17 protein-coding genes are annotated in these 14,897 nt (G+C 67.1%); 3 read left to right on the top strand and 14 right to left on the bottom strand.

The genetic code is table 11. The features are described 5' to 3' along the window. The first annotated feature begins 51 nt into the window (after positions 1-51). Positions 52-918, top strand: coding sequence for a DMT family transporter (locus AC3IRM_RS07030; RefSeq protein WP_489205864.1), 867 nt, complete (start codon positions 52-54; stop codon positions 916-918). A gap of 79 nt (positions 919-997) precedes the next feature. Here AC3IRM_RS07030 and lolD read toward each other — a convergent pair whose 3' ends face one another. The 9 genes from lolD to AC3IRM_RS06985 form a co-directional block, all read right to left on the bottom strand. Continuing rightward, positions 998-1,729 (bottom strand): lipoprotein-releasing ABC transporter ATP-binding protein LolD, encoded by a 732-nt coding sequence (gene lolD / locus AC3IRM_RS07025; protein ID WP_489205488.1) that lies wholly within the window; start codon positions 1,727-1,729, stop codon positions 998-1,000. Further along, on the bottom strand, positions 1,722-2,963 hold the full coding sequence (locus AC3IRM_RS07020) for a lipoprotein-releasing ABC transporter permease subunit (RefSeq protein WP_310154300.1): 1,242 nt from the start codon (positions 2,961-2,963) through the stop codon (positions 1,722-1,724). The genes lolD and AC3IRM_RS07020 overlap by 8 nt, the downstream gene beginning before the upstream one ends. 69 nt (positions 2,964-3,032) lie before the next feature. Further along, positions 3,033-3,416, bottom strand: coding sequence for a hypothetical protein (locus AC3IRM_RS07015; RefSeq protein ID WP_489205487.1), 384 nt, complete (start codon positions 3,414-3,416; stop codon positions 3,033-3,035). A 34-nt stretch (positions 3,417-3,450) separates the two neighbouring features. Next, the gene (locus AC3IRM_RS07010) at positions 3,451-3,708 is read right to left on the bottom strand and encodes an FAD assembly factor SdhE (protein ID WP_489205486.1); all 258 of its coding nucleotides are present in this window, start codon (positions 3,706-3,708) and stop codon (positions 3,451-3,453) included. A gap of 92 nt (positions 3,709-3,800) precedes the next feature. Further along, the gene (locus AC3IRM_RS07005; RefSeq protein WP_232135770.1) at positions 3,801-4,583 is read right to left on the bottom strand and encodes a succinate dehydrogenase iron-sulfur subunit; all 783 of its coding nucleotides are present in this window, start codon (positions 4,581-4,583) and stop codon (positions 3,801-3,803) included. A gap of 14 nt (positions 4,584-4,597) precedes the next feature. Further along, the gene (gene sdhA, locus AC3IRM_RS07000) at positions 4,598-6,388 is read right to left on the bottom strand and encodes a succinate dehydrogenase flavoprotein subunit (RefSeq protein ID WP_489205485.1); all 1,791 of its coding nucleotides are present in this window, start codon (positions 6,386-6,388) and stop codon (positions 4,598-4,600) included. A 7-nt stretch (positions 6,389-6,395) separates the two neighbouring features. Continuing rightward, positions 6,396-6,815, bottom strand: coding sequence for a succinate dehydrogenase, hydrophobic membrane anchor protein (gene sdhD / locus AC3IRM_RS06995; protein ID WP_489205484.1), 420 nt, complete (start codon positions 6,813-6,815; stop codon positions 6,396-6,398). After that, entirely contained in the window at positions 6,812-7,207 is a 396-nt protein-coding gene (gene sdhC / locus AC3IRM_RS06990) for a succinate dehydrogenase, cytochrome b556 subunit (protein WP_310154290.1), read from the bottom strand. Before sdhC ends, sdhD begins: the two co-directional genes overlap by 4 nt. A gap of 81 nt (positions 7,208-7,288) precedes the next feature. Next, positions 7,289-7,456 carry a DUF1674 domain-containing protein gene (locus AC3IRM_RS06985; RefSeq protein WP_310154288.1) on the bottom strand — a complete coding sequence of 56 codons (168 nt, stop codon included), beginning with the start codon at positions 7,454-7,456 and terminating at the stop codon, positions 7,289-7,291. A gap of 25 nt (positions 7,457-7,481) precedes the next feature. Between AC3IRM_RS06985 and ygfZ the strand changes: the two genes are divergently transcribed. Both ygfZ and AC3IRM_RS06975 read left to right on the top strand, forming a co-directional pair. Continuing rightward, positions 7,482-8,342, top strand: coding sequence for a CAF17-like 4Fe-4S cluster assembly/insertion protein YgfZ (gene ygfZ / locus AC3IRM_RS06980; protein ID WP_489205863.1), 861 nt, complete (start codon positions 7,482-7,484; stop codon positions 8,340-8,342). A gap of 171 nt (positions 8,343-8,513) precedes the next feature. Next, positions 8,514-9,011, top strand: coding sequence for an OmpA family protein (locus tag AC3IRM_RS06975; protein WP_489205483.1), 498 nt, complete (start codon positions 8,514-8,516; stop codon positions 9,009-9,011). Positions 9,012-9,248: 237 nt separating this feature from the next. On the opposite strand, the gene AC3IRM_RS06970 is transcribed toward AC3IRM_RS06975, so the two are convergent. From AC3IRM_RS06970 to AC3IRM_RS06950, 5 genes are all read right to left on the bottom strand, one after another. After that, positions 9,249-11,519, bottom strand: a complete 2,271-nt coding sequence (locus tag AC3IRM_RS06970) for a thiamine pyrophosphate-dependent enzyme (RefSeq protein ID WP_489205482.1) — start codon at positions 11,517-11,519, stop codon at positions 9,249-9,251. Between the two features lie 10 nt (positions 11,520-11,529). Continuing rightward, the gene (locus AC3IRM_RS06965; protein ID WP_489205481.1) at positions 11,530-12,174 is read right to left on the bottom strand and encodes a glutathione S-transferase family protein; all 645 of its coding nucleotides are present in this window, start codon (positions 12,172-12,174) and stop codon (positions 11,530-11,532) included. Further along, complete coding sequence (locus tag AC3IRM_RS06960) at positions 12,171-12,722, bottom strand: GNAT family N-acetyltransferase (RefSeq protein WP_489205480.1); 552 nt, start codon at positions 12,720-12,722, stop codon at positions 12,171-12,173. The genes AC3IRM_RS06965 and AC3IRM_RS06960 overlap by 4 nt, the downstream gene beginning before the upstream one ends. Before the next feature lie 79 nt (positions 12,723-12,801). Further along, a complete protein-coding gene (locus tag AC3IRM_RS06955; RefSeq protein ID WP_489205479.1) occupies positions 12,802-13,965 on the bottom strand; it encodes an acyl-CoA dehydrogenase family protein in 1,164 nt (387 codons plus the stop codon). A 136-nt stretch (positions 13,966-14,101) separates the two neighbouring features. Further along, positions 14,102-14,893: a glycine zipper 2TM domain-containing protein gene (locus AC3IRM_RS06950; protein ID WP_310234337.1), complete on the bottom strand. Its 792-nt coding sequence runs from the start codon at positions 14,891-14,893 to the stop codon at positions 14,102-14,104. Positions 14,894-14,897: the final 4 nt, after the last annotated feature.

The raw sequence follows: 14,897 nt of genomic DNA, 5'->3' as shown, positions 1-14,897 counted from the left end.
GCCCTGCTCCACTGGCGACCCGCGACCGTGCAGGGACAGGCCGCGCTGCTGATGCTCGGCAGCACCTCGGCCTTCGCGCTGATGGCGATCGCGATCCGCTACGCATCGGCGACCATTCCGACCACCGAGGTCGCGTTCTTCCGCAACTTCTTCGGCCTGCTCGCCCTGCTGCCGATCATCCTGCGCACCGGCGCTGGTCTGCCGCGCACGCGCAATCTGGGCCGTTACGTGGTCCGCACCGTGGTCGGCCTGGGCTCGATGCTGTGCGCATTCTGGGCGATCGGTCACCTGCCGCTGTCGCAGGCGATCTCGCTGTCATATGCGGCGCCGTTGTTCGCGACGATCGCGGCGGTGATCTGGCTCGGCGAGATCGTGCGCGTCCGGCGCTGGATGGCGGTGTCCGCCGGGTTTCTCGGCGTGCTGGTGATCCTGCGGCCGGGCGTGGCGTTCACAGCTGCGATGCTGGTGCCGGTGATCGGCGCGCTGCTCGCGGCGCTCGTGGCGATCCAGATGAAGCAGCTCTCGAAGCTGGATGCCCCCGACACGATCGTCTTCTACACCTACCTGCTGTGGGTCCCGCTGTCGCTGGTGCCCGCGCTGTTCCAGTGGGTGTGGCCAGGCCCGACGGTCTGGCTGTGGCTGATCGCGACCGGCGTGCTCGGCACGCTGGGCCAGTGGCTGTGGACGCGGGCGCTGCGCCTGGGCGAGGTGTCGGCGCTGCAGCCGATCAGCTTCGTGCAGCTGCCGATCGTCGTGCTGTTCGGCTGGCTGCTGTTCGGCGAGGTCATCGACATGTGGACCGCGATCGGCGCGGCGATCGTATTCGGTGCGAACGGCTATATCGCGCACCGCGAAGCGGTGCTGTCGCGCCGGGCTGCGACGCAGCGGCCGGCGGAAGCGGCGAAACCGAGCGAATAACCGGACCTGTAGGAGCGCACTGGCGCGCGAAGAGGGGTTGCCGGTGAAGCCCACCGCGCGCAAGCGCGCTCCTCACGCCTCAGACGTCGTCTTTCGCGACCTCGCGCAGCTTGCCCTGGTGCAGCTCCATCACCCGGTCGAGCTTGCGCGCGAGCCGGCGGTCATGGGTCACCAGCACCAGGCTGGTGTGCTGCGCGCGGTTGAGCTCGAGCATCAGCTCGAAGACCGTCGCCGCGGTGCGCTCGTCCAGGTTGCCGGTCGGCTCGTCGCCGAGCACGCAGGCCGGCTTGTTGACCAGCGCACGTGCCACCGCGGCGCGCTGACGCTCGCCGCCCGACAGCTCGCCCGGCTTGTGGGCGAGGCGATGACCGAGACCGACGGTCTCGAGCAGATCGCGCGAACGCTTCGTCGCGTCGGCATCGCTGGCACCGTTGAGCAGCGCCGGCAGCATCACGTTCTCCAGCGCGGTGAACTCGGGCAGCAGATGGTGGAACTGGTAGACGAAGCCCAGCGACCGGTTGCGCAGCGTGCCGCGCGCGGCGTTCGACAGCGCGCTCATCTTCTGCCCCGACACGAACACCTCGCCCGCGGTCGGCGTATCCAGCCCGCCGAGCAGATGCAGCAGCGTGCTCTTGCCGGCGCCGGACGCGCCGAGGATCGCGACGGTTTCGCCTGCGCGCACCGCGAAATCCAGGCCGTCGAATACGGGCGTGTTCAACGTGCCTTCGGCGTAGGTCTTGCCCAGGCCCTCGGCCGCGAGCACGACGGTGTCGGGCGCGGTCGTGGGTGCAGCCGTGATCGTGTCACTCATAGCGCAGCGCCTCCGCCGGGGCCGTGCGCGCCGCGCGCAGCGCCGGATAGATCGTTGCGACGAACGCCATCACCAGCGCGACGCTGGCGATCATCACCACGTCGCTGACCTGCAGGTCGATCGGCAGGCCGGTCACGTAATAGACGTCCTCGGGCATCAGCACGACGCCGAACACGCGTTCGATCGCGCCGAGGATGTGTTCGAGATTGAAGGTCAGCAGCAGGCCGCCGGTGATGCCGAGAATCGTGCCGATCACGCCGATCATCGTGCCCTGCACCATGAACACCTGCATGACGCCGCCGGGCGTGAGCCCCAGCGTGCGCAGGATCGCGATGTCAGCCTGCTTGTCGGTCACCAGGCTCACCTGCGACGCGACGAGGTTGAAGGAGCCCATGACGATGATCAGCGACAGCAGGATGCCGATCATCGTCTTCTCGAGTTTGAGCGCGCGGAACATGTTCGCGTTCTCGATGCTCCAGTCGCTCACCCGGTACACGCCGCCCAGCTTGTGCACCAGATCGCGCGTGACCTGCTGGGCGCGATCCATGTCGTGCAGTTTCAGGCGCACGCCGGTGACGCCGTCGCCGATCCGGAGCAGACGCTGGGCATCGCTGAGATTGACCACGGCCAGTCGCCGGTCGAAATCCTGGTAGCCGGCTTCGAAGATGCCGCTCACGGTAAAGCGTTTGAGCTGCGGCACCGCGCCCATCGGCGTGACCTGGAAGTCGGTGGTGACGATGACGCTGTCGCCGACGCCGACACCGAGCCACAGCGCGAGTTCGCGCCCGAGCACGATGTTGAACGTACCCGGCTGCAGGTCCTCGAGCTTGCCGATGACCATCGACGTCGTGAGGTCCGACACCTGCGCTTCGTCCTCGGGCACGATCGCGCGCACCGCGGCGGGCTCGTTGCGACGGCCGCGCAGCAATGCCTGCGTGTCGACGTACGGCGCGGCACCGGCGACGCGGGGATCCTCGCGCGCGACATCGACCGCGCGCTGCCAGTTCGACAGCGTGTCGCCGTCGGCGCTGATCGTCGCGTGCGCGACCATGCCGAGCATGCGGTCGCGGATTTCCTTCTGGAAGCCGCTCATCACCGCGAGCGTGGTGATCAGCACGGTCACGCCGATGGCGATGCCGAGGATCGAGGCCAGCGAGATGAAGGAGATGAAGCCGTTGCGCCGCTTGGCCCTGAGGTAACGCAGGCCGATGGCGGCAGGAATGGGTCTGAGCATGGACGTCCGGTCATGGGGGCCGCGGCATCCGCGGCCTCCGAGCCGGTACGCCGCCCGCCCGGGGCGTCGCTATGGTGCCATCGAATCCGCTGGCGGTCGCGTTGCGAGCGCGGATGCGGCCAGTCGGAGTTCACGTCGTGCACCCGGCGGCAGCGTGTCGGGCCACCACAGCAGGTGCCGCCTGCGCCGGCCGTCGCGCCAGCGCAGGATCGCCAACGGACCACGCCATTCGAGTTGCGGGGTGTCGAGGGCCACGCCGTCGAGGTGCGCGGCGCCTGCGGCATCGATGACCAGCTCGCGCATCGGGGCGCGCCGTTCGATGGCGATGCGGTGCAGGGTGATGGCGACGATCACCGGCAGCGCGCAGACGGTCGCGAGCAACGACAGTTCCGACAGCCACAACGCGATGCAGGCGCAAACACCGAGCAGCGCGAGGGCGCCCTGCAGCAGCATCGAAGGCCGCCAGGCCAGCCGCAGCGGCAATGGCTCAGCTTGGCGGGAGCTGCCGGATCGACTGGACGAGAGTGTCGAGCTGCGCATCGTCGGGACGCTCATGGCCGAGGAACCACTTCCAGAGCCTATCGTCCTCACAATCCAGCAACCGTCGGAAAACCTCGCGTTCGGCTTCGGTGGATGACGGCCAGCAGCGCTCGAGCCAGCGCTCGAACAGGCGGTCGAGTTCGCGCATGCCGCGCCGGCTGCGCCAGCGCAGGCGACGGAGTTCGGTGGCGTCGTCGTGGGTCATGCGTTTCGATCCCTGACGGGCAGGTATTCCGAAGGGAACTGGCCCCGCCTGTGCGCCCGATCGATGCATCGCATCGACCAGGCGCCGGTCAATCAGCCGCGACGCGCGAGCATCAGCTGCTTGATCTCGCCGATCGCCTTGGCCGGATTCAGACCCTTCGGGCAGGTCCGCGCGCAGTTCATGATCGTGTGGCAGCGGTAGAGCTTGAACGGATCTTCCAGATCGTCCAGACGCGCACCGGTGTCTTCGTCGCGGCTGTCGATGATCCAGCGGTAGGCCTGCAGCAGCACGGCCGGACCGAGATAACGCTCGCCGTTCCACCAGTAGCTCGGGCAGCTGGTCGAGCAGCAGGCGCACAGGATGCACTCGTACAGGCCGTCGAGCTTGGCGCGGTCTTCCTTGGACTGCAGGCGCTCGCGGTCCGGCGGCGCGGCGCTCTGCGTGCGGATCCACGGCTGGATCGACGCGTACTGCGCATAGAAGTGGGTCAGGTCGGGTACCAGATCCTTGACCACTTCCATGTGCGGCAGCGGGTAGATCGGCACCTCGGCCTTCTTGCAGTCCTCGATCGCGCGGGTGCAGGCCAGCGTGTTGGTGCCGTCGATGTTCATCGCGCACGAACCGCAGATACCCTCGCGGCACGAGCGGCGGAACGTCAGCGTCGGATCGATCTCGTTCTTGATCTTGATCAGCGCGTCGAGAACCATCGGACCGCACTTGTCGAGATCGACCTCGTAGGTGTCCGTCGACGGATTGCGGCCGTCATCGGGGTTCCAGCGATAGACCTTGAAGGTGCGCGTGCGCGTGGCGCCCGTGGCCGGGAAGTGCCGGCCCTGCTGCACCTTGGAATTCTTCGGAAGCGAAAATTCTGCCATCTGGGGTCCCCGGCTCAGTAAACGCGTGCTTTCGGCGGCACGACTTCGACTTCGTCGTCGAGCGTGTACATGTGCACCGGGCGGTAATCGATCTGCGTGTTGCCGGCATCGTCGGCCCAGCACAGCGTGTGCTTGTGCCAGTTCTCGTCGTCGCGATCCGGGAAGTCCTCGTGCGCGTGCGCGCCGCGGGATTCCTTGCGGTTCTCGGCCGAGACGATGGTCACCAGCGCCTGGCCCAGCAGGTTCTGCAGTTCCATGGTTTCGATCAGATCCGAGTTCCAGACCATCGAGCGGTCGCTGACCTTGACGTCGGCGAACGAGGCGTGGATCTCGCGGATCTTGTCGACGCCCTCGGCCAGCGTCTTGCTGGTGCGGAACACCGCGGCGTCGTTCTGCATCGTGCGCTGCATGTTGTCGCGGATCACCGAGGTCGGCGTGCCGCCTGTCGCATGGCGCAGCTTGTCGAGGTTCGCCAGCGACTGGTCGCAGGCATCCTTGGCGAGCGGCTTGTGGCGCGCGTTCGGTGTGATGGTTTCGGCGCAGCGGTTCGCGACCGCACGGCCGAACACGACAAGATCCAGCAGCGAGTTCGAACCCAGGCGGTTGGCACCGTGCACCGACACGCAGGCGGCTTCGCCGATCGCGTACAGGCCCGGCACCACTGCATCCGGATTGCCATCCTTCAACTGCACGACTTCGCCGTGATAGTTGGTCGGGATGCCGCCCATGTTGTAGTGGACGGTCGGAATCACCGGGATCGGCTGCTTCTCGACGTCGACACCGGCGAAGATCCGCGCGCTCTCGGCGATGCCGGGGAGCTTTTCGTGGATGTCCTTCGGATCGAGGTGGGTCAGATCCAGATGGATGTGATCCTTGTGCTCGCCGACGCCACGGCCCTCGCGGATTTCCATCGTCATCGAACGCGAGACGACGTCGCGCGAGGCGAGATCCTTGGCGTTGGGCGCGTAGCGCTCCATGAAACGCTCGCCGCTGGCGTTGCGCAGGATGCCGCCTTCGCCGCGCACGCCTTCGGTGATCAGGCAGCCCGCGCCGTAGATGCCGGTCGGGTGGAACTGCACGAACTCCATGTCCTGCAGACCCAGACCCGCACGCAGCGCCATACCGCCACCGTCGCCGGTACAGGTGTGCGCCGAGGTCGCGGAGAAGTACGCACGGCCGTAGCCGCCGGTCGCCAGCACCACGCCCTGGGCGCGGAACAGATGCAGCGTGCCTTCGGCCATGTCGAGGGCGAGCACGCCGCGGCAGGCGCCGTCCTCGTCCATGATCAGATCGAGGGCGAAGTACTCGATGAAGAAGCGTGCGTCATGCGCCAGCGACTGCTGATAGAGCGTGTGCAGAATCGCGTGCCCGGTACGGTCGGCCGCCGCGCAGGTGCGCTGGGCGGTGCCCTTGCCGTAATGGGTGGTCATGCCGCCGAAGGGGCGCTGGTAGATCTTGCCCTCTTCGGTGCGCGAGAACGGTACGCCCTGGTGCTCGAGCTCGATGATCGCGGGGATCGCCTCGCGGCACATGTACTGGATGGCGTCCTGGTCGCCCAGCCAGTCGGAACCCTTGATCGTGTCGTAGAAGTGATAGCGCCAGTCGTCCTCGCCCATGTTGCCGAGCGCGGCGGAGATGCCGCCCTGCGCCGCCACGGTGTGCGAGCGCGTGGGGAAGACCTTGGTCAGACATGCGGTCTGCAGGCCCTTGTGGGCCAGGCCGAAGGTCGCGCGCAGGCCGGCGCCGCCGGCGCCGACGACGATCATGTCGTAGGTGTGTTCGGTGATCTTGTAAGCGTTGGTCATGTGGTTCTCAGCCCAGCAGTGCGATGCGCGCAATCGCGTACAGCGATGCGAGCGCGCCAGCGGCGCAGGCGAATGTGACGAGGAGCTGGAGACTGACCTCCAGCGCGCGCTGGTGGATGTAGTCCTCGATGATCACCTGCAGGCCGAGCTTGGCGTGCCAGAACATGGCGATCGCGAAGAGCGCGAAGGCGATCGCGTTGAACGGACGCGCGATGACGGTCTGCACGGTGGCGAGGTCGGCGCCGGCCAGCGACACCAGCGTGCCGATGAACCATGCGACCAGCGGTACCAGCGCCACGGCGGTCACGCGCTGCCACCAGAAATGACCGGTCCCGCTCTTGCCCGAGCCCAGGCCGCGTGCCCGACCGACCGGCGTGCGGAAATCGCGCTGGCGCACGACCTCGACCGGTGTCTTCGACTCGCTCATGCGCCACCCCGCAATGCAATGAACCAGATCACGGCGGTCAGCACGACGGCCAGCGTGATCACGGTGTAGCCGGAGCGATAGACCTCCGGCAGTTCGAAGCCCATGCCCGCATCCCACATCAGGTGGCGGATGCCATTGAGCAGGTGATAGACCAGCGCGAACGAGAACGCGGCGAGTGCGAGCGTGCCCAGCGGCGAGGCGAGGCAGGCCGACGCATTCGCGTAGGCGTCGCCGCCTTGGGCGACGGCCAGCAACCACCAGGCGAGGCCGAATGCACCGACCGAGGCGATGATGCCGGTGACCCGGTGCATCAGGGACATCACCGATGTGATCTGCAGGCGATACAGCGTGCCGAGCATGAACGGTGACAGAGGACGGTTACGGTGTGCCATCGTTGTAGTGCTCTCCTCGCTGGCGGCGTCTCGCCGCGTGGCTGGTACTGCGGATCTGTCCGCCAGACACGACGTGACAGATCAGAAATCGATGCAACGACCGTTCTTTTCCCAGTCGCCATAGCGCGTCGGATCGAGGCCCTCGCGGCCTCCGATCTCTTCAGCGGGCGGCGATGCCGGAACAGGCATTTCCGCAGGCGTCGACGACGGCGTGTCCGTCTGCTCGCCTATGATGTCCGGGTTGGTCATTCGTTCAATTTTAGTTCCCACAGGCATGTCAGACAAGCTGCAATCCACTTCAGGCCCTGCATTCGCGCTTCCGGACATCGCGTCACTGACGCTTCACGGACGCGATTGCATCGCATTCGCGCAGGCGCAGTTCATGAGCGACATCGCGGCGCTCGGTGACGGACAGTGGCAGTGGAGCGGTTGGTTGACCCCGAAGGGGCGCGTGATCGCCCTGTTCGCCGTCTTGCGGCACAGCGCGGAGCGGCTAGACCTGATCGTGCTCGACGCCGATATCGCTGCATTGGCGACATCGTTGAAACGCTACGTCTTCCGCAGCAAGGTCTCGATCGAGGTGCGCAGTGGCGTTTCTGCGATGGGACTGTTCGCATTGCCGTCGATTGCGCGCGGTGCGACTGCCGCAATCGATACGTCTGTGATCGAGCTGGACCTCGGCTCGCCGTCGAAACCGCGCACCCTGTCCCTGCGCGAAGCCGATCCGGTGATCGCAGTCGATCCGGATGCGCAACGCCGCTGGCGCGCCTTCGACATCACCCACGGCCTGCCCCGCCTCGACGCGGACCAGCGCGAGCAGTGGACCCCGCAACAGCTGTCGCTGGAACGCCTGCGTGCCTTCAGCGTCGCCAAGGGCTGCTATCCGGGACAGGAAATCGTCGCACGCACGCACTTCCTCGGACAGGCGAAGCGCGGCCTGGCCGTCCTGCGCGGCGCGCCTGATGCCGCAGCTGGCGAAGACGTGCGGACCGGCGAGCAGGTGCAAGGCAAGGTCGTGTCCGTCGCCGGCGATCTTGTGCTGGCCGTGCTGCCGCTCGAACACCTGGACGCGCCGCTGCAGATCGGCGGCATCGATGTCGTCGATACACCGCTACTGGACGGCCTCGCCCGCTGATCCCTGCGGATTCGCCGCCCCGCCCACCCCCATTCGAATGTCGTGATCCGGCTGCTATGCTCGGCCGCGACAGGGGGCGCGCACGCGCCCAGGGGAAATGTCGAAGCCGTCGCCGCACGAGCTGCCGCCGGTGTGGAGATCTGGATCAGGGGCACCATCCAAGGGGTCGTCATGAAGCACAGTTCGCTGTCCGCGGCGCTTGCCGCATCCGTAGTCACGTGTGTACTCGCTGCCTGCGCGAGCTCGGCGCCGGTGCAGGAATCCGCCGCGCCAGCACCACCCGAGCCGACCGCATTCGTCGAGCAACTCGACGCCGACGGTCTGTTCGCGTTCGGAAAAGCCGACATTCGCGACATCAGCCCGGCGGGGCGCGCCGCACTCGACACACTCGCGGGTCGCCTGACTGGCCGCAGTCTCGAAGTCGTCCACGTCATCGGACACAGCGATCGCATCGGCAACCGCCAGGGCAACCTGCGCCTGTCGAACCGCCGCGCCGAAGCCGTCCGCGATTATCTGGTCGAGCACGGCGTGCCGTCGGACCGCATCACGGCGGTCGGGCGCGGCGATGTGGAGCCGGTAGCCGAGTGTGGATCGGAGCGCGGCCAGGCGTTGATCACGTGTCTGGCGCCGAACCGGCGCGTGGAAGTGCGGGTGCGGTTGGCGGACTGATTCGACCGCCGCGTAGAGTCCCCTCCCCAGCATTTTGAGGCATTGCTCCCTTCGCGGGTGGAAGGATGCGATGGGGGCGAACGGTTAGCGCGCAACTCGAAGCGAGCGAATACTGTGTGCGCTTGTCGCGCTCGATGACGCATCCACGGCACTGACAGGTCACCCGCACCCGACCCTCCCCCGCAAACGGGGGAGGACTGTTCTACGCAAGCGCCAGCAACGCCTCAAGGCGATCCCTCACACCATCGTCAACGCCGCCGTGACGATGTCCGCCTCCGACGGAATTACCAGCAACGCTGCTGCTGCCAACGGCGTGAACGTATCGGCGCCCACCACACGCCGTAACGGGGTGTCGCCGAAGCCCGCTTCCGCGATCGCGGTGACGATGCCCTCGCCTACGCCCGCACTGCGGCGCCCCTCGTCGACCACCAGCACGCGTGCGCATTCGCCGACATGGCGGGCGATCTCGCCTTCGTTGAGCGGCAGCAGCCAGCGCAGATCAACTACGCGCACCTTCCAGCCACGCTCGGCCTCGATGAGCCGCGCGGCGCGCAGGCTCATCGGCACACCATTGCCGAACGTCAGCACGACCAGATCGGTCGCGTCGCCATCGTAGACGCGCGCTTCGCCGAACGGCATCGCCTGGTCTGGTGTCGGGTACGTCGTCGACCAGCCGCCGTCGCCTGCGGCGTACAGATCCTTGGCCATGTACAGCGCGATCGGTTCGAGGAACAGGCAGACGCGGCCGTCGACCTTGGCCATCGCGGTGAGCGTGCGCAGCATTGTCGCTGCGTCGTCGCCACGCGAGGGGCAGCCGATGACGATGCCGGGAATGTCGCGCAGTGCCGCAATCGAGTTGTCGTTGTGAAAATGCCCGCCGAACCCGCGCTGGTAGCCCAGCGATGCGATCCGCACGACCATCGGATTGCGGTACTGCCCGTTGCTGAAGAACTGCAGGCTGGCAGCCTCGCCGCGGATCTGGTCGCAGGCATTGTGGAAGTACGCCAGATACTGGATCTCCGGCAGCGCGAGCATGCCCATGTTCGCGAAACCCTGCGCTAGACCGAGGATCGTGGTTTCGTCGAGCAAGGTATTGAACACGCGTCGGCCGCCGAAGGCTTTCTGCAAGCCCTTGGTCAAGGTGTAGACGCCACCCTTCTGCGCGACGTCCTCACCGAACAGCAACGCGTCGGGATACTTCACGAACAGGTCGTGGAGGGCCTGGTTGATCTGCACCGCCAGATGTCTGGGCGGCAGGCGTTCCGGCAGCGCGGCATCGCTGCCGAAGGCCGCGATGCGTGCTGCCGCGTCGGGAACGCGCGTTGCTTCAGCGTGGACCGGCCCGGGCGAATACGGCGCGAGCGGCGCCATCACATCGTCAAGCCGGGTCAGTCGCGGACGGCTGTCGGCGTCTTCCGCCGCGGCGAAGCAGCGAATTCGCATCGCTTCATAAAGCGCCAGCAACTCGCCCTTCGACAACAGGCCGGATTCGAGTGCGATCGCGGCGCTGCGCAGCAAGGGATCACTGGCCTCGACCGCACACAGTTCCGCCAGCGCGCGCCACTCGATCTCGAAATCGGTGCCGGCGTGGCCCATGAGCCGCGTGGTCCGTAGATGCAGGAATGTCGGCCGTCGTGTGCGACGGCAGTGAGCGACGGCGCGCTCCACCTCCCCGTAGCCGGAGGCCAGATCGAGACCATCGGCGGCGAAGTAGTCGAGATCCGGCCGGTGCGCGAAGTTGCGTGCGATCCACCCATCCGGCGTTCGCACCGAAATACCGATGCCGTTGTCCTCGCAGACGAATAATACCGGCGCAGGCAGCTTCTGGTACGCGGTGTAGGCCGCCGCGTTGAACGCGGTCTGCGCGGTCGCGTGATTGCTCGACGCATCGCCGAACGAGCACACCACGAGGCTGTCGGCCGGCACCGGCAGCGCATGGCCGATGCGGCGCGCGTGCTCGATCGCGATCGCGGTGCCGAGCGCCTTGGGCAGGTGCGAGGCGATCGTCGAGGTCTGCGGCAGCACCCACAACGGCTTGCTGCCCCAGACCTTGTGGCGACCGCCGCTCGCGGGATCGTCCGCACTGGCGGCGAACGACAGCGCCGAATCCATCACAGGATCCATGCCCGGCACCTTGCGGAACCGCTCGGCCATGAAGCCGCCACTGCGGTAGTGCAGGAAGGCCGGATCGGTATGCCGCGTGGCCCGCGCGACCATCGCATTGCCTTCGTGGCCGCTGGAGCCGATCGTGTAGAAGACCTTGTTCTGCACGCGCAGCACCCGCGCCATCAGATCGAGATGCCGGCTGATCAGCTGCGACTCGAACAGCTCGCGGAAGCCACGTGCATCGAGCGCGCTGCCGTGGAGAACCGGCGCGCCGTCGGCCGGCACCGCAGCGCGCGGGCCGTCCCAGTCGCGAACGAACTGCTGGAAATTCGCGTCGCAGATCTCGGCGCGGTTGATCCCCTTCATGCGGGCGGGGATCGGATCGGGAACGACTGCGAACATCGATGCACCTTCAGTCCGTGGCCGCGAGCCTCGCGGCGTTGACCGGCGCAGGCGCCGGCATGTCGATGAAACCCGGCGTGCCGCGCACGCGCGCGAGCCAATCGCGCAACGCCGGATACCGGGTCAGGTCGAAGCCGCCGTCGGGCGCGACGGCGGTGTAGGCGAACAGCGCGATGTCGGCGACACCGTAGACATCGCCGGAAAACCAGGTGGCACCGCCCGCGAGATGGCCGTCCATCACCTTCAACGCGCGATGGCCACGCGCCTGCAGCGCCGACAGTTCAGAGCGGCGCGGCGAATCGGCCTCGGTCCAGCCGCGGATGAAACGCGCAACCGCGATCGCGGGCTCATGGCTGTACTGCTCGAAGAACATCCAGCGCAGCGCCTGCGCGTGCTGCCAGGGATCGGTCGGCAACAACGACGTGCCGGCGGCGAGGAAACACAGGATCGCGTTCGATTCGACCAGGACGCGGCCGTCCTCGAGTGCCAGCATCGGCACCTGGCCGTTCGGATTCTTCGCCAGATACGTCGGCGTGCGCGTCTCGCCGCGACTGCTGTCGGTTTCGATCCACGTGTAGGGCCGGCCAAGTTGCTCGAGCAGCAAACGCACCTTGTGGCAGTTGCCGGACGGCGAGTACCCGTAGACGGTCGTCATCCCCGGGACGCCCTGCCCGCCTGCCACTCGGCGCGCGTCTGGCCCCAGAGTTCGACCGCGGCCTCGTGCGCCGGCGGCGGCAGGCGCACCGGTCCGCGCAGGGTCGAGCCCAGGCGCTGCGCGACTCTCTGCGAGGCCATGTTGTCTGGCGCGATGCAGTGGACGATCTCATCCCAGCCGAGCAAATCGAATGCCCAATCAATCGCGGCCACCGCAGATTCGAACGCGAAGCCGCGCCCCCAAGCATCGGGATGGAAGACGTAGCCGATCTCGTTCCCGGGCCAGCCTTCCGGCTTCCACGGCCCCGTTTGTCCGACCCAGTGACCGCTGGATTTCTCGATCACCGAGAACATCGCGAAGCCCTGCACGGCCCAGGCGCCCGGCATCTGCAGGAATCTGCGCCACGCCGCACTGCGCGGCAGGTGCCCGCCGATATGGCGGCAGGCGGCCTCGTCGGCTCTCAGTTCAGCGTAGCGCTCGAAATCCTCGATCCGCGGCAAGCGCAGGAGCAGGCGTTCGGTTTCGAGCTGGACATCCGGATACGACACGTCGCGGCCTCCTGGAACGTCTTCGCAGCGGGCCGGCACCGGATCGACCTCGCACCGGCGATCGGCCAGCCGGTTTTCTTCAGAACGCGTTGATGCCGGTCAGCTCACGCCCGACCACGAGCTGGTGCACGGTTTCGGTGCCCTCGTAGGTGATCACCGATTCGAGATTGAGCGCATGACGGATCGGACAGTGTTCGGTGGTAATACCGGCGCCGCCCAGCAGGTCACGCGCTTCGCGCGCAATGTCGATCGCCATGCGGCAGTTGTTCCACTTCGCCAGCGACACCTGCGTGGGCTGCATGTTGCCGGCGTCCTTCAGACGGCCGAGCTGCAGCGATAGCAGCTGTGCACCGGTGATGCGGCGCGCCCAGTCGGCCATCTTGATCTGCGCGCTCTGCGTCGCCGCGACCGGGCGCTCGAACAGAATGCGTTCTTTGGAGTAATTGAGCGCTTCGTCGAGGCAGGCGATCGCCGCACCGATCGGCCCCCAGGTGATGCCGTAACGCGCCTGGGTCAGGCAGCCCAGCGGGCCTTTCAGGCCTTTGACGTTCGGCAGGCGGTTGGCCTCCGGGACGCGCACGCCATCGAAATACAGCGCGCTGGTCACCGACGCGCGCAGGCTCATCTTGTGCTTGATCTCCTGGGCGTTGAAGCCGGCGAAATCCTTCTCGACCAGGAAGCCCTGGATGCCGTCCTCGGTCTGCGCCCAGACGATCGCCACGTGGGCCAGATTGCCGTTGGTGATCCACATCTTCGAGCCGTTGAGCACCCAGTCGTCGCCGTCGCGCTTGGCGTGGGTCTTCATGTTTGACGGGTCCGAGCCGCCGTGCGCCTCGGTCAAGCCGAAGCAGCCGACGACCTCGCCCTTGGCCATGTCGGGCAGCCAGCGTCGGCGCTGCGCTTCGGAGCCGTAGGCAAAGATCGGATACATGCACAGCGAGGACTGCACGCTGGCGAAGCTGCGCAGACCCGAGTCGCCGCGCTCGAGTTCCTGGCAGATCAGGCCGTAGCTGACCGAATTAAGCCCGGCGCAGCCGTACTCTTCCGGCAAGGTCGCGCCGAGCAGGCCGAGACCGGCCATCTCGGGAACCAGTTCGTTCGGGAAGCGCGCCTGGTCGAAGCAGTCACCGATGATCGGCAGCACGCGTTCGTCGGTGAAACGCGCCACCGCATCCTGTACTGCACGCTCCTCGTCGGACAACAGCGAGCGCACGTCGTAGAGATCGTAGGGATGCAGGGCCATGGCGGATCGTCCCGGAGGGTGATGGGCCGATTGTATCTAGGGCAACGATTGCGTGCCGACCAGGGCCCCGACGTGCGAAGGGCCGGCATTGGCCGGCCCTTCGGGTCACGCGATCACGCGATCACGCGGTGAATCGTTACTGGCGCTCGGCCGACGACTCCATCGCGGCCGTCATGATCCGGCCGTTGATGACCGGCAGACGCTCCTCCGGACGCTCGTCCATGCGGATCGTGCGCTCCGTACCGTCGTAGACGTAGGTCACGTCGTAGCCGACCGTGCGCTCTTCATCGCCCAGCAGGATGCGGTTGCCCGGCTTGGCGTCGGTGCGCATCGAGCCCGTTGTGCCATCCGGGTTGCGGTAGCTGACGTTGTAGGCCACGACGCGCGAGGACTGCGACGAATCCTGCACGGTGCGGCACTGGCGATCGACGCGCTCCACGACCCGGCCGCCGACATGGTTGCGATCGACCCGGTTGCCCACGAAGCCACCGGCAGTCGCGCCGGCGGCAGTCGCCAGTTTGCGGCCGTTGCCGCTGCCGACCTGGTTGCCGACCAGGCCACCGATCAGTGCGCCGGCCACCGTGCCGCCGACATTGCCGTCGCGTTCCGGAAGCCGCTCCTGCACCACCACGTCTTCGCAGACCTCACGCGGCGAGCTGCTGGTCATGGTTTCGCGGATCGGCTCGCTGCCGAGCACGGTCGCGTAGAGTTCGCCGGTTTCGGTGACCGGGCGGACGTCGACGACATCGGCATAGTCCAGCGCATCGGTTGCGGTGCCGATAGGCTCGCCGGTTTTCGCGTCGATGGCGCCGGGCACATCCGCGCCTGCAACCGGATCGACCGCATCGCGGCTGTTGTGATACGCGCCGACGGCCACGCCGCCCACGAGCAGGGAAGCCAATGCAATCGCGATCGTGTTGCTCTTCATCGCT

Source organism: Luteimonas sp. KH_071, assembly GCF_057838005.1.
The sequence above is the reverse complement of the archived record's forward strand: the minus strand, read 5'-3'. Positions and strand labels throughout refer to the sequence as shown.